At 63.4% G+C, this 20,455-nt stretch carries 20 protein-coding genes and 3 tRNA genes; 4 read left to right on the top strand and 19 right to left on the bottom strand.

Going from position 1 to position 20,455, the window contains the following annotated elements; genetic code table 11:
- Window positions 1-372: 372 nt before the first annotated feature.
- Window positions 373-1,461 (bottom strand): glycosyltransferase, encoded by a 1,089-nt coding sequence (locus C1A30_RS10210; protein WP_101948143.1) that lies wholly within the window; start codon window positions 1,459-1,461, stop codon window positions 373-375.
- A 756-nt stretch (window positions 1,462-2,217) separates the two neighbouring features.
- Between C1A30_RS10210 and C1A30_RS10200 the strand changes: the two genes are divergently transcribed.
- Together C1A30_RS10200 and C1A30_RS10195 are read left to right on the top strand one after the other, a co-directional pair.
- Window positions 2,218-3,093, top strand: coding sequence for a 2OG-Fe(II) oxygenase (locus C1A30_RS10200; RefSeq protein WP_200828231.1), 876 nt, complete (start codon window positions 2,218-2,220; stop codon window positions 3,091-3,093).
- Window positions 3,094-3,844: 751 nt separating this feature from the next.
- Entirely contained in the window at window positions 3,845-4,345 is a 501-nt protein-coding gene (locus C1A30_RS10195) for a low molecular weight phosphatase family protein (RefSeq protein ID WP_235009810.1), read from the top strand.
- Between the two features lie 192 nt (window positions 4,346-4,537).
- On the opposite strand, the gene C1A30_RS10190 is transcribed toward C1A30_RS10195, so the two are convergent.
- From C1A30_RS10190 to C1A30_RS10165, 6 genes are all read right to left on the bottom strand, one after another.
- A complete protein-coding gene (locus C1A30_RS10190; protein WP_101948135.1) occupies window positions 4,538-5,842 on the bottom strand; it encodes a sugar transferase in 1,305 nt (434 codons plus the stop codon).
- 1,131 nt (window positions 5,843-6,973) lie between these two features.
- The gene (locus C1A30_RS10185) at window positions 6,974-8,113 is read right to left on the bottom strand and encodes a glycosyltransferase (protein WP_101948133.1); all 1,140 of its coding nucleotides are present in this window, start codon (window positions 8,111-8,113) and stop codon (window positions 6,974-6,976) included.
- Window positions 8,113-9,207 carry a glycosyltransferase gene (locus C1A30_RS10180; protein WP_235010041.1) on the bottom strand — a complete coding sequence of 365 codons (1,095 nt, stop codon included), beginning with the start codon at window positions 9,205-9,207 and terminating at the stop codon, window positions 8,113-8,115. Before C1A30_RS10180 ends, C1A30_RS10185 begins: the two co-directional genes overlap by 1 nt.
- Window positions 9,208-9,212: 5 nt before the next feature.
- Window positions 9,213-10,670, bottom strand: coding sequence for an oligosaccharide flippase family protein (locus C1A30_RS10175; RefSeq protein WP_101948128.1), 1,458 nt, complete (start codon window positions 10,668-10,670; stop codon window positions 9,213-9,215).
- Entirely contained in the window at window positions 10,667-11,743 is a 1,077-nt protein-coding gene (locus C1A30_RS10170) for a glycosyltransferase (RefSeq protein WP_101948126.1), read from the bottom strand. Before C1A30_RS10170 ends, C1A30_RS10175 begins: the two co-directional genes overlap by 4 nt.
- 115 nt (window positions 11,744-11,858) lie before the next feature.
- Window positions 11,859-12,587 carry a class I SAM-dependent methyltransferase gene (locus C1A30_RS10165; RefSeq protein WP_160112725.1) on the bottom strand — a complete coding sequence of 243 codons (729 nt, stop codon included), beginning with the start codon at window positions 12,585-12,587 and terminating at the stop codon, window positions 11,859-11,861.
- Window positions 12,588-12,719: 132 nt separating this feature from the next.
- Here C1A30_RS10165 and C1A30_RS10160 point away from each other — a divergent pair, with 132 nt between their 5' ends.
- Both C1A30_RS10160 and C1A30_RS10155 read left to right on the top strand, forming a co-directional pair.
- Window positions 12,720-13,964, top strand: a complete 1,245-nt coding sequence (locus C1A30_RS10160) for an O-antigen ligase (protein ID WP_101948123.1) — start codon at window positions 12,720-12,722, stop codon at window positions 13,962-13,964.
- Window positions 13,961-15,031: a glycosyltransferase family 4 protein gene (locus tag C1A30_RS10155; protein ID WP_160112724.1), complete on the top strand. Its 1,071-nt coding sequence runs from the start codon at window positions 13,961-13,963 to the stop codon at window positions 15,029-15,031. Before C1A30_RS10160 ends, C1A30_RS10155 begins: the two co-directional genes overlap by 4 nt.
- A 44-nt stretch (window positions 15,032-15,075) precedes the next feature.
- Here C1A30_RS10155 and rplA read toward each other — a convergent pair whose 3' ends face one another.
- From rplA to C1A30_RS10095, 12 genes are all read right to left on the bottom strand, one after another.
- The gene (gene rplA / locus C1A30_RS10150) at window positions 15,076-15,783 is read right to left on the bottom strand and encodes a 50S ribosomal protein L1 (RefSeq protein ID WP_101948120.1); all 708 of its coding nucleotides are present in this window, start codon (window positions 15,781-15,783) and stop codon (window positions 15,076-15,078) included.
- Between the two features lie 66 nt (window positions 15,784-15,849).
- Window positions 15,850-16,278, bottom strand: a complete 429-nt coding sequence (gene rplK, locus C1A30_RS10145) for a 50S ribosomal protein L11 (protein WP_101948118.1) — start codon at window positions 16,276-16,278, stop codon at window positions 15,850-15,852.
- Window positions 16,279-16,352: 74 nt separating this feature from the next.
- Complete coding sequence (gene nusG, locus C1A30_RS10140) at window positions 16,353-17,147, bottom strand: transcription termination/antitermination protein NusG (RefSeq protein ID WP_101948116.1); 795 nt, start codon at window positions 17,145-17,147, stop codon at window positions 16,353-16,355.
- Between the two features lie 34 nt (window positions 17,148-17,181).
- Window positions 17,182-17,610 (bottom strand): preprotein translocase subunit SecE, encoded by a 429-nt coding sequence (secE, locus tag C1A30_RS10135; protein WP_101948115.1) that lies wholly within the window; start codon window positions 17,608-17,610, stop codon window positions 17,182-17,184.
- A gap of 67 nt (window positions 17,611-17,677) precedes the next feature.
- Window positions 17,678-17,750: transfer RNA gene (locus tag C1A30_RS10130), tRNA-Trp, on the bottom strand.
- A 128-nt stretch (window positions 17,751-17,878) separates the two neighbouring features.
- Window positions 17,879-18,394 carry a (3R)-hydroxyacyl-ACP dehydratase subunit HadC gene (gene hadC / locus C1A30_RS10125; RefSeq protein ID WP_101948114.1) on the bottom strand — a complete coding sequence of 172 codons (516 nt, stop codon included), beginning with the start codon at window positions 18,392-18,394 and terminating at the stop codon, window positions 17,879-17,881.
- Window positions 18,395-18,397: 3 nt separating this feature from the next.
- Window positions 18,398-18,826, bottom strand: coding sequence for a (3R)-hydroxyacyl-ACP dehydratase subunit HadB (gene hadB / locus C1A30_RS10120; protein WP_067804370.1), 429 nt, complete (start codon window positions 18,824-18,826; stop codon window positions 18,398-18,400).
- Complete coding sequence (gene hadA / locus C1A30_RS10115) at window positions 18,813-19,265, bottom strand: (3R)-hydroxyacyl-ACP dehydratase subunit HadA (RefSeq protein WP_369974151.1); 453 nt, start codon at window positions 19,263-19,265, stop codon at window positions 18,813-18,815. Before hadA ends, hadB begins: the two co-directional genes overlap by 14 nt.
- Before the next feature lie 81 nt (window positions 19,266-19,346).
- Window positions 19,347-19,514 (bottom strand): 50S ribosomal protein L33, encoded by a 168-nt coding sequence (gene rpmG, locus C1A30_RS10110; RefSeq protein ID WP_006246868.1) that lies wholly within the window; start codon window positions 19,512-19,514, stop codon window positions 19,347-19,349.
- 37 nt (window positions 19,515-19,551) lie between these two features.
- A tRNA-Met gene (locus C1A30_RS10105) sits at window positions 19,552-19,625 on the bottom strand.
- Window positions 19,626-19,667: 42 nt separating this feature from the next.
- Window positions 19,668-19,740 (bottom strand) — tRNA-Thr (locus C1A30_RS10100).
- 82 nt (window positions 19,741-19,822) lie between these two features.
- Window positions 19,823-20,452 (bottom strand): DUF4352 domain-containing protein, encoded by a 630-nt coding sequence (locus C1A30_RS10095; protein WP_101948112.1) that lies wholly within the window; start codon window positions 20,450-20,452, stop codon window positions 19,823-19,825.
- Window positions 20,453-20,455 lie beyond the last annotated feature (3 nt).

Raw genomic sequence — 20,455 nt, 5'->3', positions numbered from 1 at the left:
GCTGCCCGCCATGTTTTGACGACGCCATCTCACCAAGTCCAATGACGCCGGTTCGACCCCACATCCGTCGGCAACCATTCGGCGTCGAATCTCGCCAACGCGGTTCGATGGTCCGAACACAACCAATGACGAAACTAGTGTCACTATTAGCAATTGACTCGAACGTCGAGGCGCAGCAGTTCCGCATCGACCCCCCCGGCAGGCAGCTCTCCCGGGCGAAACGCTCGGTCACGACGCCGACCGTAGTGTTACCCCGCGATCAGCTCACGCCCCCTCGGCGGCGGCTGCAGCTACTCGAAATCGCGAGTTGTCAGCTAACCGAGGCAAAGGTGACCCTGACAGGCCAGCCTCTGGTGGGTTCGCTCATCAGTGTTATCCCCCTGCCTCCCGCAGAAGTGCGTCTGGCTCCCGCAGACATTGCTGGAGCCTGTTTCGCAATCCCGAGACGGTGCTGGACCAAGACACACTCGGGACGGCCGCGACCCGCTCAGGCGTCTCACGTAACCGTGACAGTATCGTGGCTAGGTCCTCGGCATTGGGCTCGCTGACCGTGAGGCCGATGGGATGGATGTCTGTCATGCCGCTGTCGCTCGCGACTACGCACGGAATGCCAAAGTAGCCGGCTTCGACGGCGGGGAACCCGAATCCCTCGTCCGAAGACATAAGGCATACGACGTCGCTACGCTGCAGAAGCCGTTGATACTCCGCGTCAGGCACGAAACCCGGGCATTCCACACTGCCTGTCCAACCGGCGGGCACCCGGGCCAGAAGCTCGTCGCGGTAGTTGCCCCTCGTTCCCAAGAGGGTGAGCTCGACCGGGGGGCCCGCCGCGCTGAGCCGGGTCACAGCGTCGATCACGAGCTCAGGCCGCTTGTTTGTCGCGTGGCAGTACGTCAGCACTCGGAAAGCGTCTTCGTCACGGTTGACACGCGCCCACCGGCGGGGGTGGTCGCCACCGACCGGAACAAGCACCGGCCGCACGCGCGGTGCGATTGATTGAAGCTCCAACTCGGTCTTGCGAGAAATGCAGAACACCGTGCCGGCCCGGCGCACCGAAAGGGTCCACAGGTTGCGATAGGCCCTTTGAGCGAAGCCGAACTCCTCAGGCCGTCTCCGATGCCGCCAGTCGTGGGACACGCATGCACGGCGCCGACGGGGCACCAGAAAAGAGACCAGCGGGCTCAGCGAGAGCACGAAGTCGCAGCGCAGACGCACTCGGAGCCATGCGACCAGGAAGACCTGCACCAGGAACCGGACCGGCGCGCAGGTGGCGGTAATTGCCACCACTCTTAACTGAGGTGCGTCGAGCGTCTGGGCAAGTCTCGTGCACCAAGTGCCACCCACCAGCACCAGCTCGTCGTGGGGGTATGTTTCCACCCACGACGAAATCGCCTGAGTCGCATACACGTTCATGCCGCCGCGGCCGGCAGGAGCACCCATCGCGTCGATGAGAATCCTCATAACGCATCATCCACAGCGTCTCGGGAGACATTTCGGAGCGCGCAGGTCAAGGCGCACTCGCGAGCAACGGTGTCGTATTGGAGGGCGTCTCCTAGATGCACATTGTCGCGCCACGCGATGCGCAGGCGCCCGACGGCCCAGCTGTCCGTGTGCGCGTCCGCGTAGGGCCACATGCTCGCGCGAATTGCCCGCAAGTGGACGCGCATGCTGTTACTCCCTCCAGATCGGACGACCTTGGGCGGGTAAAGACGACAACGAATCGGCGTGCGAGGGTGGTGGATCCTGGTCGCTCGTGTATGGCGCATCGATGCCTTTCGTATTTAAGTCCGTCGCCGCACAGTAACCCTAGCGCTTTGCTGAGGGATGCAATCGATTCTGTCTCGAAAGCAACCCTGTGGGCCAAGTCGTTACTAGGCCGCGACGACAGCCATTCGCTGGTTGCCAATACCCACACTTCAGGACTTTATGCAGGCGACCTGTTCGTGGCTCGCCCTCGGTCGAGAGAGATCCGTCTCCTCGCCCCGATTTCGGCAGGTTGCCCTCTTCAGCGGCCCTCTCACAGATCGTCACGACAGTGCTGTCCACTTCGCCCAGCCGGTATGGACCGCTCGGATGTGAGCATTAGCAGGACTGACCTGTTACGTGGGCCGGCTTCCTACTCTGCCGTACTAGTGACTGCCGTTGACACGGTCGCTGTATGGTAGCCAGGGAGGCAAGCTTTGCGGGCTTTCTGCTCACATCTGTTAGGGGGTTCTGATGACTGGGACTATGCACACTGCAACTGGTCTCTATTTTTTTTCAAGGCAGAAGATGCAAGACCTCGCCATGAAGCATGGAGAGACGTTTCGGAACGCTACGCCTTTCCCGCATATCGTCATCGATGACTTCCTGCCAGCTGATGTAGCGGAACAGATAGGTAAGGAATTTCCGGGAGTTGATGACATCGACTGGCACTTCGAAGGCCCCGGGGACAGCAAACACACCGGAGACCGCAACATCGAGAAGATAACCACCAGCGACGAGGAGTTGTTCCCGCCTTACATCAGGCACATGATGAGCCAGATGCAAACAGGCATCTTTTGTCGCTTCCTTGATGGGTTAACCGGCTTCCAACAATTGGCTCCCGACCCGAATCACGTTGGCTGCGGGCTTCATTCGACTGGAAGCGGCGGGCGTCTAATGTTACACCTCGATGCCTCCCGCCATCCGGATCCAGGTTTGCACCAGCTGATTAATTGCATCTACTACTGCTCACCCGGGTGGCAACCTGGCTGGGGCGGTGATCTAGAACTGTGGAATGCTGACGCGACCGAGTGCGTGAAGACAGTTGCGCCGCTGTTCAATCGGTTGGTCGTTTTCTACACAGGTGGGAAAAGCTGGCATGGACACCCACATCCAGTCGTTGCCCCCCCAGGAGTACGGCGGAATTCCCTCGCCCTCTACTACTACACCACCGACAGCACCGTTTCGGATATTGACCACACGAAATATGTCCAGTGGAAAGGGGTCACCGAGTACGACAAGAAGCAACCGCTCCACTACGTCAAAGCGGCCGTTCGGCGGCTGCCGCCTTCAACGGTCAACAGACTGGCAGCGTTGGCGCGCAAAACTGGGCTGAATTTCAAGGATTAGGCGTGCCTGCCGACGCTTATAATGAACTGCACGAACGGCGTTCTTGGTCGGTGGGGCCGTACAGGGATCGCACCCATGAGCCGCACACGGATACGCGCTATAAACTCATGGCGACCTGGAATGATGGCGCGATCTGACGTTGACGGATGGTCCGATCACCTTGCTCTTGTGAAATGTCGCATTCGAACACAGGAGAGCGACGAAGCCGACGCATCGTCTACTTACTGTTTCGCTTCGACAGCCATCCGGCCGCGCCGAATGCCCGAGGGCATAGGTACGTTGGTTTCCCGAACTGACAATCGACCTCCTGCGCGGCCTCTTCGATGCGCGTGCCGTCGACCGAGCTCAGGTCCTAGCCGCCACAAGCGTGGAACCAGTGAGGCGAGCGCTCCGGCGATTTCGAGTTTTCGATTAGTCTCGGGCCAACCGTCGGGCTTTCCGCAGACGGAGCAACGGCTGTCGAACGTCTCCCGACTGCATATCGCATGCGCAGAGATATCGCATGCGCAGAGTCGGGCGAGTGCCCTGCGCCGACCGTCCGGAAGCATGGGCATTATCGAGTCGTGCGGAACCGCGTTACCCTCGCAGCTGATTGGCGCAAACCTTGCTTCGGTGCATTCATTTGTGCGCAACGGTCACGAGCCTGTACTGAAGAAGGATCTCCTTGTGGCTTCGCCGCTCTAACACACCTGACCCAATCGCGTTGGCAATCCGAGTCTTAGCATAGGAGGTTAGTCTGCATATATTGTTTGTGTGCACTGGCAACATTTGCCGCTCCCCTATCGCAGAGCGACTTGCCGCTGCTTACGGCGCAAGGTTGGCGATACCGCAGTTTAGAGCGTCAAGCGCGGGGACTCGAGCGCTGACGGGCCATGTAATTCACCCCAACGCGGCGTGTGTACTCGAGGAACTGGGTGGCGACGCTTCGGATTTCGCCGCGCGACAGCTGACCTCCAGAATCGCTTCCGCCGCCGATCTCGTTATCACAATGACGGCGGTGCATCGTGACGCAGTACTTCACCTAGCCCCCGGCCAACTCCACAGAACCTTTACACTGAGCGAAGCTTCCCGGCTCGCATCGGAATGCAAGCCGGATAAAGTTGCAGACCTCGATGCCTTCCGCCCCCACTTGGACCCTCGTGAGGCACAGGATATTCCGGACCCGTTCGGTCACAGCCGCCAGACCTTTGCGGCGGTCGGCCATCAAATCGCCGACTTGATGCTACCGATTCTCAAGCTTTGTCGGCGATGACCGGTGAACGTGTGCCCCGCGACGCTCGTCGAGCGGGAAGGCTCCCGTTGGCTCGGTTCGTACAACATTGGGCCGATACCTATGCTCCATCATGTCGGCAGGTTAGAGGCAGGCTTCGGGGCCCTCGAATACGGCCGATCCGAGGCAACCGCTCGCGGAAGTGAGAACCGTTGCGGGGGCATAGATCCGCGCTCAACTTCCGCGGTGGAATAGAACTTCGCGGAATGTCCTGAGGATGATTTTTACATCCAACCAGAGCGACCAGTTCTCGATGTAAAAATTGTCGTACCGGGCGCGCGCGGCGATTGACGTGTCTCCCCTCAGCCCGCTGACCTGTGCAAATCCTGTTAGACCGGCCTGGACGCGGTGGCGTTGGGCGTACCGGTCGAATTGCGCGGAGAACAACTCCACGAAATGTGGACGTTCTGGTCTGGGGCCAACCAGGGTCATGTCGCCACGAATGATGTTCCATAGCTGTGGCAATTCGTCGATCGAAGTGCGGCGGAGGAATCGGCCGACGGGTCCAACGCGAGCGTCGGTCGCGACGCACCATCGCGTTTGCGACTCGTGCTCATCGGCTGGCCGCATGGAGCGGAACTTCCACAACTCGAAGTGCTTACCATCGCGGCCTACCCGCACCTGACGGAAGATGACATCAGCGCCGCCCTCAAGACGCACGGCCAGTGCGGCGGCGATTAGCACCGGAGACAGGACGATACTCGCTGTAACTGCTACGACAATGTCGAAGGCACGCTTGGTCATCCGCGCCGGCCCGCCAAGGTTCGGATTGCGAACACGCATTACTGGTATCGAGCCGATGTGATCGGCAGTCCCCGTCTGAGTATGGAAGTGGTGCATGCGCGGAACGACCAGAAGATCAGCCCCCTGGCACTGTTCTGTGCGTACTGCGTCCATCAACGCGCGTTCTTCGAAGTTGCCGTCAGCGACCAGCAGCGCGCACGCACCTGTAGTCGCGACCGCGAGGTCCAAATCGGCGAGGCGCCCGAGATGCGGCACATACTGCTTCGCCGGGAACAACTCCCCGTCATCGACAAAACCGACAACTTGGTGGCCGTAATTCGGATGCTCCGCAAGGATTTTGGCGAGCTCAGCGGCTAGTGAACCGCCACCCAGCAAGACGGTGGGATACCGCGCGATCCCGCGCCGCCGAGCTAACCCAGTGAGACGAGTAGTAACCACGCGGCCGCCGACGACTAGCGCCGTCGCCTGGCAAGCAGTCTGCAGGAAATCGATTACCGCTTCCCTTTGATGCAAGAACAGGATCACCGAGGCAACCGTTGCGGTGGCGGTTAGCATCCGGCTAAGGATCGTCGGGAGCTCATCCAACACACTTAGGTGCAGTCGCGCTCGGTACCGTCCGCCTTCCGTCAGAAACAGCGTGCCTAAAACCGCCATCGCGAGGACGGCGTGAATCTGTGCTGGCCGCCATAGAAGCGGCAGCGTGATTAACCCGAAATCGACCAGCGGCACCAACATCCATGCTCGGACGCGACTCAAGACCCGTACGGCGACGCTCTGGCGCGGGACCGAGGTACGCGCCGCACTCCCCCTGAGCGAAGCAGCGTCTAGGCGTGGGAGCGGAATCGGCTGACTTGGGTGATCCGCGGTCCACTTAGTATTCCGTCGACCAGGGTCAACGACGGTCATAACGTGCCCTCGCCAATGGTGAGAGGATTTGCGTTCAAAGCAGTTAGCAACCGTCCGATCGGCCCGCACCCGTCCCATTCACCCGCGAACAATGAATCACGAATCAAGGGCCCTGCTGACGGTGACCGAGACACACACACAGCACTGCCCGTCGCGCCCGGTCGATCCCAAGCCTTGGGCGCGACCGTCGTTGGCTCCCCTGCGCGCGCGAATCCCCACCGTCGCTCAAGTGCGATTCTCATTCTTACCCCCCATTGCCCCGTGCAGCGGCGACGTTGCCATCGGGAGGCAGTCTCACACCGTTGCTGGATCGTTCCCTAATACAAACCGGCCCGCTCTGACCCAGAAGCGTGAGGCCTGCGCCCCGCCAACGAACTGAGTCTATTTAACCAGTAGTCGCGTTAGCAATCGGGCGTTTCCCTATGTTTACGCGATCTGTCTCGGGTGACCTGGCGCGATCTAACTGCCGCCGCAAATGTATCTACACCTGCGCTAATTAGCTGGATTCGATGCCGCGGTATTGCCGCCTCAAGTAGATCGGCCCTCAGATCTGGCGGGGAACCCAACCCCGACCGACGACCGCCGTTAGTTAGCCAGTTTGACACGCGGCGGGCGCGTGCCCAGTCTTTACCAATCTCTGCTGCGTTTGCGAACGAAACGGCCTGTCGGTGACACCGTCGATCGAACGAGCGACAGTTCGCGTTGCGACAGCCCACTGTCGCCCCTCACGGCTGGGCGCCTTTTGACCTCCACCCGAGCCATCGTCGACGTAACCGCTAGTAGCCAATCCAGGTGGTCGTACGGTCTTCAGCAATCAATCGTGAGTTCACTATTCGTCGATCGTTCAGCCGACAAGGTCATCGCACGCATGCCTGCAGGCCTGGGGTGAATGCCTGCTCGGCCCGGCATCCTCCCCTGCGCCCGCCGTGGCGGCGCGAGGCCGACAGGCTGAGGGCGGGTTCACGAGATCACGTCCTCGTATACCGCCGCATACGCCTTCGCGACCGCATCCCAATCGTGGTGGTCGATCACGTACTGCCGCGCGGCTTCGCCGAGCTCACCCGGCGCACGCAGCGTCGCTACCAACGCTGCGGCGAAGGCCTCGTCACCGTCGGCGATCCGCAACTCGACTCCGTCGCGCACGGTCAATCCCTGGCAGGCAAGCGATGTCGCGACCGCCGGTGCGCCTGCCGCCATCGCCTCGAGCAGTTTGTATTTCATGCCCGTACCACTCGCCATGGGGCAGGCATACACGCCGGCACCCCATAGATACGGCCGCAGATCCGGAACGTCGGGGACGACCGTGGCATCCAGAGCGCGTACCCGCGCGCTGGGCGACCGACCGACCAGTGACAGCGTCGCCTCCGGAACGGAGCGCCGCACCAGCGGCATGATTCGCTCCGCCAGACGGATGGCGGCCTGCTCGTTCGCCGGCATATTCAGGACGCCGGTGAACAGGATGCCCGACCGGGCCCGACCGTCAGGGGCGAACGATGCGGTGTCCACGCCAATGGAGATCGTCTCGGTGGTCAGCGACGGATCGAGCGCTCGCACTTCGCGCGCGTCCTCCTCGGCGACCAGGATTACCCGGGCGTAGGGCCGGTAAGCGCGCGATTGGAACCGCCGTGCAGCGTGTACCTGCGTGCGCCGCCAGGCCCGCTCGACCCAGCCGGTCGCCGATGCTGCTTCGGCCTCCACATTGAGATGCCACGCGTCCATCGGCACGATCACCGCGGGCACATCGAGCGCGGGAGCCACCCGCGCGAGCGGGCCCAGCATCACATGCGCCACGTCGAATCGCCCTCCCAGCTGCGGTAGGAACCACCGGAACGGTGCCGCCAGCCGCCGCGCCTCGACGGGTTCGCACAGCGCAAGTGCGACAAGCCGCCGTAGCTGGGCACGGCCCCATGACGGCTGCGGCATGGGCAGTTCGTACAACTGCACGCCGTCAGGCGGCGACCCATCCTGGTCTGGATACCGTAATGCGACCACTGTCACCTCGTGGTCGCGCGCCAGCCTCGAACACAGATGCCACGAAAGCAGTCGCGAACCGTTCAGCGGCGCGCGCGGTGATTCGGAGGTGCAGATCAAAATGCGCATCACGCACCGGATAGCACACGCCTGTACACCTCGGCGGTGTCTGCGACCATGCGTTCGACGGTGAAGCGTTCGGCCTGACGCGCGCGCGAAGCCGTAGCCATCGCGGCCCGCCGCTGTGGATCCAAGAGCAGCTGAATCACCGCCTGCGCCAACGCTTTCGGGTTTCGAGGCGGAACCACGATTCCCGTCTCCGGAACGACCGACTCCCGCATACCCCCGACAGCAGACACGACCTGCGGGATTCCACAAGCCTGAGCTTCGAGCACGCTGATCGGGAACGCCTCCCAGGACGAGCTCAGAACGTACACGTCGAATGAGCGAAGATATCGCGACGGAGGCGGCACGAACGGCAGCCATGTCACATCGACTCCGCACTTGACGGCGTGCGCGTGCAACTTGGGCTCGGCTGGACCGTCTCCCACGATCACGAATTTCGCTTCTGGCACAGCGGCTTTGATCGCCGGCATCGCATCAAGGAGGTAGTGCAGTGCTTTCTGCGGTCGCAGCACGGCGAGCGTACCGACGATCAGACCGTCAGGCATCTCGGGCAACTCTGCGGGTGATCCGTCAGAACACGGCGGGCATCCGTTGTGAATCATCTCGACCCGTCGAGCACGCAGCCTCTTCTGAAGCGCGAGCCTGCGCTCGAACTCGCACACACATATCAACGCAGCCGTCGACGGGGCCAGCACCCGCTCCACCAGCAGTCCGAAATGCTTGCGTGCGACGGGTATCTCACCGATAAACGGGAAAAGATGCGGTGTATAGAGTGCGGGAGTGCGCACCACCCGCGCTGCGACGCGGGCGAGCACACCTGCCTTCGCGGAATGGGCATGCACCAGAGTCGCCCGACGGATCACGGGCAACAGCTGCTTCATGACACGCAGCTCATCGTCGGGGCGCGAGTAGTCACGCCGGAAAGGCATCGTGACGACTTCGCACTCACTCCGCAATTCCGCCAGATAGGCGAAGTTATGCGGCACAGCGACCACCGGTTCGTAGCCGTGGGCAGGAAGTCCTTGAGCCAGCCAACGCACATGCGTTGCGACTCCCCCATCCGGTGGCTCACACACCAAGGCAACTCGACCCAGCATCGTGGTCATTGCACCTCAGCGTTCTGGCGTCTGATCAAGGACGCCGCTAGGGAGCGATTCGTCAGTACGGCGATGCCGCAATAACAACCGGCAAGGACGATCAGTTCGCAAACCGCGCCCAACAGTGATCCCGGATCGGCCTCGATGCCGAGCCACCGCGACACCACGACCAGCACAACACAAGCTGCCGCGGGTATCAGGAAACCCCATATGGCCCGGACGCTATCTCCAAGCGGAGGCGCCACTTTCGCCCGGTACACCGCCACCCCCGCGGCAGCGAGCACGGTCCACACCGCGGCGGTTTGAGCGATGGCAGCAGCCGTTATCCCGGACCTGGCGAACATCAGCAACAACCCGACAAGCAGTGCGAGATGCGCGATTTCGAAGCACAGGTACTGCCGCAGCCGACCCGACACGATGACGCCCTGATACCACAGCGTCAGCAGGCTGAGACCCAAACCATAGAGACACAGCGCCACCAACGCAGGAACAGCGGGCGCCCATCGCTCGCCGAATATCACGAGGTGACCGGAAAGCAGCGCAAGGATCACATACAGCCCACCGACACCGAGCAGAAGCACGTGAGTGAACTGCGCAACCGCATGTGCCAACTCGTCTCGACGACCCTCGCGAATCAATCTGGCGTACAACGGAAACGCGACCGCGCTGAGCACCACGGCAGCCAGCAGGTACGGAATCATCCCCACCCGAAAGGCGAGCGAGTAAAGGCCGAGCGCGTCCACACCGAGCAGCCGAGACACGATGGGAAAGTTGACGTTGATCATCACGGTGTAGACGACGGCGCCAGCCCCCACGGTCATGATCCAATGCAGAGCCTCACCCGCTGCGCCCCGATCCCAAGTCGGTCGCACCCGCACCCCAACCAAAAGAGCGAAGAACGGTTGCAGGACAGCGAGGACCAGGACTCCGATAGCGGCAGATACCGGTCCGACGCCACGGAGCGCCAGAACCAGGGTCACCGTTGCGCCGATGGCGGCACTACCGACGTCCGGCAGTAACCTGCGCCGAAAGTCGAGGCGACGATTCATCAACGCTGTCTGAAACCAGCCAAAAGCCCAGAAGGGCAAGCCGACAGCGACGATGGCGATGAGCGGCGCTGCACCGGGCGCATCGAATGCACGGGCGATGTGCGACGCACCCAAGACACCGACAAGCGTGAGAACGGTGGTCGGTACAAGCGACATCGTCAGCGCAGTGCCGGCCATCACGTGCTCGTCTCGCCCGGTATGGGTGATCACATTGTTGACACCCATTGACTGCACGATCATCGCGGTGTTGGCCAGAGACAACGTCAGAGCCACCAGACCCAGCTCGCCTTCAGTGAACACGGCCGCGAGCGCGAGCGTGACAACCATCTGGCTGCCCTTGGTGGCGACGTTCACGAACCCGAGCCACAACACACCTGCTCGGGCCCGCTCAGAGACCTTGTCCGGCCTACTCATCCGACTGGTGCCGCGAGCATTCCACTGACCAGCTCTCGATAACGGTCCATCATGCGTACCGGGTCGTGCAACGTGTTGACAACGGACAATCCAATCGCCGCCGCCTCTGCCCGCGCGGGCTCGTCGTCGAGCATCTCCTGCAGCGCAGCAGCGATGGAGCCGACGTCGCCGGCGGGCACGCACCGCCCGGCACCCGACTCGAGGACCTCCCGCACGCCACCGACATCGCTGGCGACGACGGGACGACCCGCAGCCAGTGACTCCAGGATCGCCAGCGGTAAACCTTCGGAGTCACTTATCAGGACCGTCACGTCGGCCGCCGCGAGCAACATCGGCACATCCGATCTGCTGCCGAGGAACCTCACTCGGTCGCCCATCGGAGCGGCCCGCTCTTCCAGTGCCGCGCGTTGCGAGCCATCTCCGGCCACCAACAAGATCGCGTCGCCACGCAGTCGGCTCCACGCATCGAGCAGAAGATCGTGGCGTTTTGGCCGTTCCAGCCGTGCCGGACACAGCGCGACCGGTGCGTCACGCGGCAGACCCAGTTCGGCGCGCGCTTCGGTCCGCGACCCCAGGACCGGTGGCGTCACGGCATTCTGAATCGTCGCCACGTTCACTTTGCGGAGCCCGGCTTGCCGGAGTCGCATCCCTATCGCATCTGACACGACGACGACTCGATCGGCCGCGAAGTTCAGCACCCTGGCCGCATTCCGGTAATCGGGCGAAGTGACGCCGTGAAAGATCGTCAAGATCGGAACCCCCGGCCTGGCCAGCCGCGCCACCAGGGTCGCTGAGACATTGTGGGCCACAACGATATCCGGATTGAACCTCTTCAGCGCGCGGGCAGTGGTCATGCGGGCCGCAATGAGGCCCCGGATTGTCCGACGCACGATCGCGATTTCGAAGTGTGGCACCCGCGCGGCGATCAAGTCGTCGACGCGGTGCCCACCATGGGAGGCCACCGCACTCACCCAGCCTGCGTCGGCGCCCCGTCGGGCCATCTCGACCACGAACGCTTCTGCGCCACCAGTTCCCATCTCGCTGATGACGTGCATCACCCGTACTCCGGTCATATCTGGTGGAGTCCCGGCATGGACATACCTCACGCAACGCCCGCAGATCGGATCTCAGCAAACGTTAGCGCAATATCCAACCTCGAACTGACCGAACCGGTGATTCTCCGAACGGCTATTTCGCTGCGCCGATGACGAGCGCGCGCCACGCAAGGCGCTTCACACCGGGCAGGGTGAAAAGCGCTTTGTCGACCCATCGGCCGACATTGAGCAATGGGGTCCCGAATCTTGTGTTCCGTAGCGGAACGGCGGCAAGTGTTGACAGGCCGTAGTAACGGACGTCGTCCAGCTGGAGGTACCGGGCCATGATGGCAAAATCCTCACCCAACAGCGGATGCTCGTCGACGGAACGCGCGTCAGGCGTCAGACGTCGATAAATGTTGATCAGGGGGTTGAGCCCAAGCGGCTCCCAGAAGACGGCACGTCCCCCGCGACGCAAGACCCTTGCCACCTCACGCGCAGCAGCCGCGGTCTCCAGGTGATGGATGATCCCGGCGCCAAACACCAAATCAAAAGAGTCGTCGGGAAACGTCATGTTCATCGCATCCATGACATGGAGATGGACGTTGTCGTGGTTGTTCTCGGTCTTCAGCCGGTCGATGGCTTGATCCGAGATATCGATCGCGTGCAGGCTCCTGACGACGGGCGCCAGCTTCAGAAATTCTCGAGTGTCGCCACATCCGTAGACCAGGACGTCTTTGCCCGGAGCGAGTTGCTGGTAGGCGCGCATGTAGTCGGCCACGCCGTCGCTGACCGCCCAGTAGTACTTCGCCTGCGCGACTCGGCCAACGTCCAAGGCGTACATGTTGTTGTGAAAATCGCGTTCTCTGCCAACGCGTCCCACGTCCCGGGGGTTCACTACTCGAGCTCCAGTGCAGTCTGCAGATGTGCGGCCGTCCCGAGACTAACTCAGGCAGACATCGCCGTACCCGGATTCAGGGTTCGCCGGCTTTGCCGACAGTGTGTACTTAGCACCATGGGAAAAGCGACCGCCGGCTTGTCGAATAGATCGGGCCTGACCGATTCGGGCGCCATCCCGTTCGCGATCCTCCTTCTGCTGGTGGCTTCGTTCCCATGGGACGACGCCCTCGGCTACCCGACGCGACAGGTCTCCGTTGGCAAGCTACTGGGCGCCGCGCTGGTCATCGCCTATCTCGCCTCCCGACCCCATCGCCGTTGGGTGCCGGTGCCGCGAGTGTTCTGGGTGCTGATGGCCTTTCTCGCTGTCCTCGTCGTATCGCTGCTCCGCAGCGGGCAGGTGGCCGACGGCGCCGTGCAGTGCATGCGTTACGCGCTGTTCGCTGTCTTCTACTTTCTGGTCATCCAACTCCTCACAGATCGGGCACGCCTGCTACTGCTCATCGAGGTGTTTGTGGTCTCGTCGACGGCCGCGGCAATCGTCGGCAGCTTCCGGTTCTTCGCGTCGATGGCTGGGCGCGCGTCAGGCCCCATCGGCGAGGCGAACGACTTCGGGTATGTGTTGGCGACGGCGGTTCCGCTCGCGTTCTACCTTGCCTGGCGGCACCGCGAGCACCGGGTCCTCTGGCTGGCGGCGAGCGTCGTCCTATTCGTCACCATCGCGCTCACGTTCTCTCGAGGCGCCGTCGTCGGCCTCGCGGTGGCCGCGTTGTGGGCGGCGCTGCACAGCAAGACCATTGCCAAGGGACTTGTCGGCGGTGTCGTAGTCACGGCGGCGATAGGCGGAGCCCTTCTGGCCATCGACTCACAATGGGTGAGCGAGCGTGTCAATGCCAAAATGGCTGTGGCAGACGAGAACTGGGCTTCGCGTCAGGCGCTCTGGCGTGGAGCCGTCGACATGTTCAAAGAAGAGCCGCTGCTCGGCATCGGAACTGGTCTCTTTCCCCACCGCGCCACCGATTTCGTCCGCGGTGAGCCATGGGGCATCGTCGAACCGGTCGCACACAACGCCTATCTCGAGGTGCTCGCCGAGGACGGCGCCGTCGGCCTCACCCTCTTCATCGTCTTCATTGCCGGGTCGTGGATCATCCTGGTGCGCGCGCGCCGCGCCGCCCGCAACGCCGACGACACCCATGCGGGTTGGTTAGCGCTTGCCGTCCAGGGCAGTGCCCTCGTCGCGGTCGTCAGCGCCGCATCGCTCAGCGTCCAGATCGCCGCGCCGATCTGGCTCACCGCGGCAATGGCCGTGCCGCTCGCGGCGAGCGTCGGCGACAACCGACGCTCCTTGGACGACGACCGGTGAAGGTCACTCTCGTTACGTCGTTGCGCCGCGGCGGTCCGATCACCCACGCCAGACTTCTCGCCGGTGACCTGTGCCGACTCGGCGCGGCGGTCACCGCCGTCGTCGTCGATGAGCAGACGGCCGCCTCCTTCGCCGCCGAAGGGGCCGACGTAGTGCTCGCCGGCACCCGCCGCCTCGGGGGCGATGCGGTAGCGGCGTGCCGCGACGCCGACGTGGTGCACAGCCATGACCGGCGCAGCGCGCTGTGGGTGTTGGGCCGGGCCCGAATGCCGGGACGAGTTCGCATCCACACGTTGCACGGACTTCCCGAGCCGTACCTACCGATACCTGGCGAGCCGCCACCTACTCCCCGCGACCGCGTGGCCTACCAGATTGCCGAGCCGGCTCTGCTGCGGCGGGCCGACCGGGTCATCGTTCCTTCGACGGCGACCCGACGGCTCGCAGGCAAGCTCGGCCACCGCGCAGCGCGAATTGCCGTCGTGCACAACGGCATCCGGCCGAGGCCGCCCGTACCGCAGCCGGCCGACGGAGCCATCGGAGTGATAGGCATCCTCGACCCGGTCAAGGGGGTCGATGTGTTTCTCGAGGCGGCCGCCCTTGTCCGCGCCCGCGATCCGACTGCACACTTCGTGATCGCCGGCGACGGCCCCGAGCGGGCTCGGCTCATCGATCTCACGGACCATCTCGGCCTCGGCTCGGCGGTCCGCTTTCTGGGCGCGGTCCCGTCGGCGGACGCCGTGTTCCGAGAGCTTGCCGTCGCGGTGGTCAGCTCCCACTTCGAATCATGTTCCTACGTGGCGCTGGAAGCCATTGCGGCCGGCGTTCCCCTCGTCGCCACCAGGTGCGGCGGGCTGCCCGAAGTGGTCCCGGCCGACGACGCCACCTTCGTGCCGCCCGGTGATCCGGAAGCGCTCGCCGACGCCATTCTGGCCGTGCGGCAGGACCGCGAATCGGCGCGGCGCCGCGCTGATGCTGCACGAGTCCGTGTGCAATCGGAATGCTCGGCGGCCGCCACCGCGTCGGCCGTCCTCGACGTCTATCGAGAGGCGCTAGAAAGCGCCCGCTGACCCGAGACTTACGCCTCGGTGCCGATGGTCGGCTCCGGCTTCGCCTACGCCTCCGCGAAGTTACGCGTGACCGACGGGTCCACCGGGATGCCCGGGCCGGTGGTCGTCGAGACGGTGACCTTCTTCAGGTAGCGACCCTTCGACGACGACGGCTTGGCCCGCAGAATCTCATCCAGCGCAGCGCCGTAGTTCTCGGCCAACGCCTTCTCGTCAAACGACGCCTTGCCGATGATGAAGTGCAGATTGGCCTGCTTGTCGACGCGGAAGTTGATCTTGCCGCCCTTGATGTCGTTGACGGCCTTCACCACATCCGGCGTCACGGTGCCCGTCTTCGGGTTCGGCATCAGACCACGCGGACCCAGCACACGCGCGACCCGGCCCACCTTGGCCATCTGGTCGGGGGTGGCGATCGCGGCGTCGAAATCCAGGAAACCGCCCTGGATCTTCTCGATCAGGTCGTCGCTGCCGACGATGTCCGCACCCGCGGCGAGGGCCTGCTCGGCCTTCTCACCGACCGCGAACACCGCGACGCGCGCGGTCTTACCGGTGCCGTGCGGCAGGTTCACGGTGCCGCGCACCATCTGATCGGCCTTACGCGGATCGACGCCCAGGCGGATCGCAACCTCGACGGTGGCGTCCTGTTTCTTCGACGACGTCTCCTTGGCCAGCTTCGCGGCCTCCAGCGGCGTGTACAGCCGCTCCCGGTCGATCTTCTCGGCGGCTTCGCGATATGCCTTGCTGGTCTTGCTCATTGGTATCTCCTAGTTGTCAGAGTTGTGGTCGATTCGGGCCGATGCCAGCCCTCCCACGGGAGCCGTCTATTCGACGGTGATCCCCATCGACCGGGCGGTGCCGGCGATGATCTTGGCCGCCTGATCAATGTCGTTGGCGTTCAAGTCTTCTTTCTTGGTCTCGGCGATCTCACGCACCTGATCCCAGGTCACCTTGGCGACCTTGGTCTTGTGCGGCTCGCCTGAACCCTTCTGCACGCCAGCGGCTTTCAGCAGCAGCTTGGCGGCGGGCGGGGTCTTCAGGTTGAAGGTGAAGCTGCGATCCTCGTAGACGGTGATCTCCACGGGGATGACGTTGCCGCGCTGGTTCTCCGTCGCGGCGTTGTACGCCTTGCAGAACTCCATGATGTTGACGCCGTGCTGGCCGAGTGCGGGACCGACCGGCGGGGCGGGGTTGGCCTGCCCGGCCTGGATCTGCAGCTTGATCAGCCCGATGACTTTCTTTCTCGGGGCCATCTTTTCCTCTCGTTTCCTTGCGATTTGTGTGCGTTTTCGAGCGCTCAGCGCGCCTCAACGCACACAAACCGCGGTTAGATCTTGGCGACCTGGTTGAAGGTCAGTTCGACAGGTGTTTCGCGGCCGAAGATGGACACCAGCACCTTGAGCTTCTGTTGTTCGGCGTTGACCTCGCTGATCGACGCGGGCAACGTCGCAAACGGCCCGTCCATGACGGTGACCGACTCGCCGACCTCGAAATCAACCTCGATCGGTGCCCGTTCGATTCCCCCGGTCTCCGCAGCGGCGGCAGTGGTGGCCGCGGCCTTGCCCGGCTTCTTCGCAGCAGCGGGCGGCAGCAGGAACTTCACCACGTCGTCCAGCGACAGCGGCGACGGCCGCGAAGTCGCCCCGACGAAGCCCGTCACACCGGGCGTGTTGCGCACCGCGCCCCACGACTCGTCGTTGAGGTCCATGCGCACCAGGATGTAGCCCGGCAGCACCTTGCGGTTGACCTGCTTGCGCTGGCCGTTCTTGATCTCGGTGACCTCTTCGGTGGGCACCTCGACCTGGAAGATGTAGTCGCCGACGTCGAGGTTCTGCACGCGGGTCTCGAGGTTGGCCTTCACCTTGTTCTCGTAGCCGGCGTAGGAGTGGATGACGTACCAGTCGCCGGGCCGGGTACGCAGGTCCTTCTTCAGCGCGACGGCCGGATCCTCTTCCTCGTCCTCCGGCGCGTCCTGCGCAGCCGCGTCATCGGCACCGTCGGCCTCGACGTCGGCTTCATCGGGAGCCGCGTCGGTGTCCTCGGTCACCGGATCGACGTTGCTCTCGTCAGTGATGACATCGACGCTCTCGGCCGAAGGCGTATCGCCCTCGAAGGAAGTCACTTGTCAGTCCTCTCTAATTCGCTCGTCAGCGTGGTCAGCCGAACACCAGCGTCACGAGCTTCAACAGCCCCATGTCGACCAGGCCGATCAACGCCACCATGAAGGCCAGGAAGACCAGCACCACGGCGGTGTAGTTGACCATCTGCTTGCGGTTCGGCCAGATCACCTTGCGGAGTTCGGCGACGACCTGCGCCAGGTAGTTCCAGACGAACTTGAACGGGTTGCGTGACGGCCGGTCGGCGGACTTCTTGGCCGTCTTGGTGGCGGTCCCCCCACCGTTCTTGGTCGGGGCGGCCTTCGTACCCGTCTCCAGGTCGATGGCCTCGCTCTCGGCATCGACCGCGCCACGCCGCGACCGTTTGCCGGTCGGACGGGCCGGGCGGGTCACCACCGCGGTCTGGCCAGTGCTGTCAGTTACGGTGTCGTCGCCTGCGGAGCTGACACCATCGCGCTCGTCGCTCACCGCATGCCTTTCGTCTGGGTTATGTGGTCACCTTCCAGTGTCCACACTTGTCGAGTATTCAGTTGAGCAGGGGCGACAGGACTTGAACCTGCAACCTGCGGTTTTGGAGACCGCTGCTCTGCCAGTTGAGCTACGCCCCTTCACCGGGGCTCACACAATTTGCGCGCTCCCCGTTCGGCCGATTGAAAACCGACGGACAGCGCGCTGGACTGGGAAAACCCCGAGGACCGAGTGTAGCGCGCCACCCGTGATAGTTACTAATCCGCCTCTAGTCGTCGTGCTTGACGGGCTTGCGCACGACCTGGCCGGTTTCCGGGTCCCACCCGGCTGAAATCGAGTTGTCGCCCTCGTGGCCCATCAGCGTGGTGAACGACTCCATCACGACGTCGCCGTTGGGCCGTGCGCACACGTTTCGGGTGGTCACGATGTCGGCGCCGAACCGCTCGTTCACCGACTCGATGTACATGGTGCCGGTCAGCACGTCGCCGTCCTTGATCGGCTCGTGGAACAGGAACTTCTGATCCACCTGCACGATCTGCAGCGTCTCGAAGCCGACGTCGACATGCTGGAAGAAGTGCCGCTGGATCATCACCGCGAAGATCGACATGAACGTCGGCGGCGCGATCAACCCGGAGTGACCGAGTTGGGCGGCGGCATCCTCGTCATGCGAGGCCGGGTCCATCGACTTGACGCTCGCGGCGTACTGCCGGATCTGCTCGCGGCCGACGACGAAGGTGTCCGGGTACTTCCAGACCATCCCCCGGATATCAGTTTTGAGTGCCATCGATCACGCCAGCTTCGCGGTGGCAACGGCGCGACCGAAAATCTTCTTTCCCCCCGTTGTGGCCGACAGCGCAATGGTCACTGATTTTGTCTCAGGCTCAACGGATTTCACCCGACCATTGAACACGATTTCGGCGCCGACGCCATCGTTGGGAACCGGCACCACCGCGGTGAAGCGGACGTTGTACTCGGTGACCGCGGCCGGATCACCGACCCACGACGTCACGTAGCCCCCACCCAGGCCCATCGTGAGCATGCCGTGCGCAATCGCGGTGTCCAAGCCGACCTGCTTGGCGATGTCGTCGTCCCAGTGGATCGGGTTGAGGTCGCCGGACACCCCGGCGTAGTTCACCAGATCCTGACGGGTCAGCGGGATCACCTTCTCCGGGAGGGTGTCACCCACCTTCACCGAGTCGAATTCACGCAGTGCCATCGCTGAAACCCTCTTCTCCCTCTTCACCCGAGCGACCCGCGAGGGTCGTGTACGACTCCTGGACGACGTCACCCTTGTCGTCGGTGACGATGTTCTTGGTCACGATGATGTCGGCGCCGTGGGCTTGCCGGACGGAGTCCACGTACACATCGCAGTAGAGCTTGTCGCCCGCAAAGATCGGCTTGATGAACTTCAGCACCTGGTCGACCTGGACGATCTGGGCATCCTGGATCCCGATGTTCGCGCTTTCGAAGAACGCCAACTGGGCCTGGTAACCGAACACCGAAATGAACGTCAACGGCGCAGGCAGCCGGTCGTGACCGAGCTCGGCGGCCGCCTTCTCGTCGTGAAACACCGGATCGTCGTTCTTGACGGCGACCGCGTACTCGCGCAGCTTCTCCCGGCCCACGATGTAATGGTCGGGGTAGCGGTAGTGCATCCCGACGATCTGCTGTGACAGCCCCACGGTGAACGAACCTCTCGGGTCAACCCCTGGCAGATAGCCGAACGGGGTGACGCGCTAGCGCGATTCCTTGTGAGCCTGGTGCTTGCCGCAATTCGGGCAGAACTTCTTCAGCTCGAGCCGGTCGGGATCGTTGCGACGGTTCTTCTTGGTGATGTAGTTGCGGTGTTTGCACACCTCGCACGCCAAAGTGATCTTCGGCCGTACGTCTGTACTTGACGCCACGTCAACTGCCTCTTTCTCAAACTGTCTGCTGGTCCTGTAGCGGTGGGGGGACTCGATCCCCCGACCTCACGATTATGAGTCGTGCGCTCTAACCAGCTGAGCTACACCGCCATCCGGGTGCCACCTACTAGCCACTGCGCGTGGTGACCACCGAGCCCCCTAACGGAATCGAACCGTTGACCTTTTCCTTACCATGGAAACGCTCTACCGACTGAGCTAAGGGGGCCAGACCCTCGCACCAGCGGCGTGGGCCTTAAAGAGGGTACATTCTCGCCGATAGCTGCGCCAAACCGCAGGTCCTCGCGCCGCTACAGCTGGACCGTTACCCCGGTCGACGACGGCGCGTCGTGCAGTTCGATCGCGGCGACCTCGGCGCCCTTGGGCACGTCGAACACCACCGAGCTGTCCGTCGATTCCCCGGGATCGAGCCTGGGTGGCAGCTTGCCGAAGTACAGCCAGGCCTCGTCGTCGGGCTGGAAGGTCGTGGTGCCGTCCGACAGTGTATGGAACGACCCGGTGTAGGTGCGTGGCTCGGCGGCGACGTTCGTCACGGTCATCTGGACGACGACGAACTCGCCCTGCGCCGTCTTCTCGATGTCGGGGCGGTCGGGGTTGACGATGGCGTCGAGGCGCTGCACGCCGGTCACGACGAACGAGAAGTCGCCGTCGCGCACCTCTTCGCCGACGACGCCGGACGCCACCTCGGGCGGGGCGACGTCGGCCGCGGGGATCTGGACCGCAGGCAAGGTCGCGGCAGGCGCCGCGGTCTCGGCGCTGGTGGTCTGCGCCGCGACGGCCGGTTCGTCGACATCCATCCTGGCCGCCAGCACCACCCCTGCGACGACGACACCGATCGCCGCCACCACCGCCACGCCCAGCCCGATCAGCAGGCCCAGCTCGCGCCCCGACCGCCTTGGCGGTGCAGCGTGTCGGCTCACGCA

Origin of the sequence: Mycobacterium sp. 3519A, assembly GCF_900240945.1 — a bacterium.
Taxonomy (GTDB): domain Bacteria; phylum Actinomycetota; class Actinomycetes; order Mycobacteriales; family Mycobacteriaceae; genus Mycobacterium.
The sequence above is the reverse complement of the archived record's forward strand: the minus strand, read 5'-3'. Positions and strand labels throughout refer to the sequence as shown.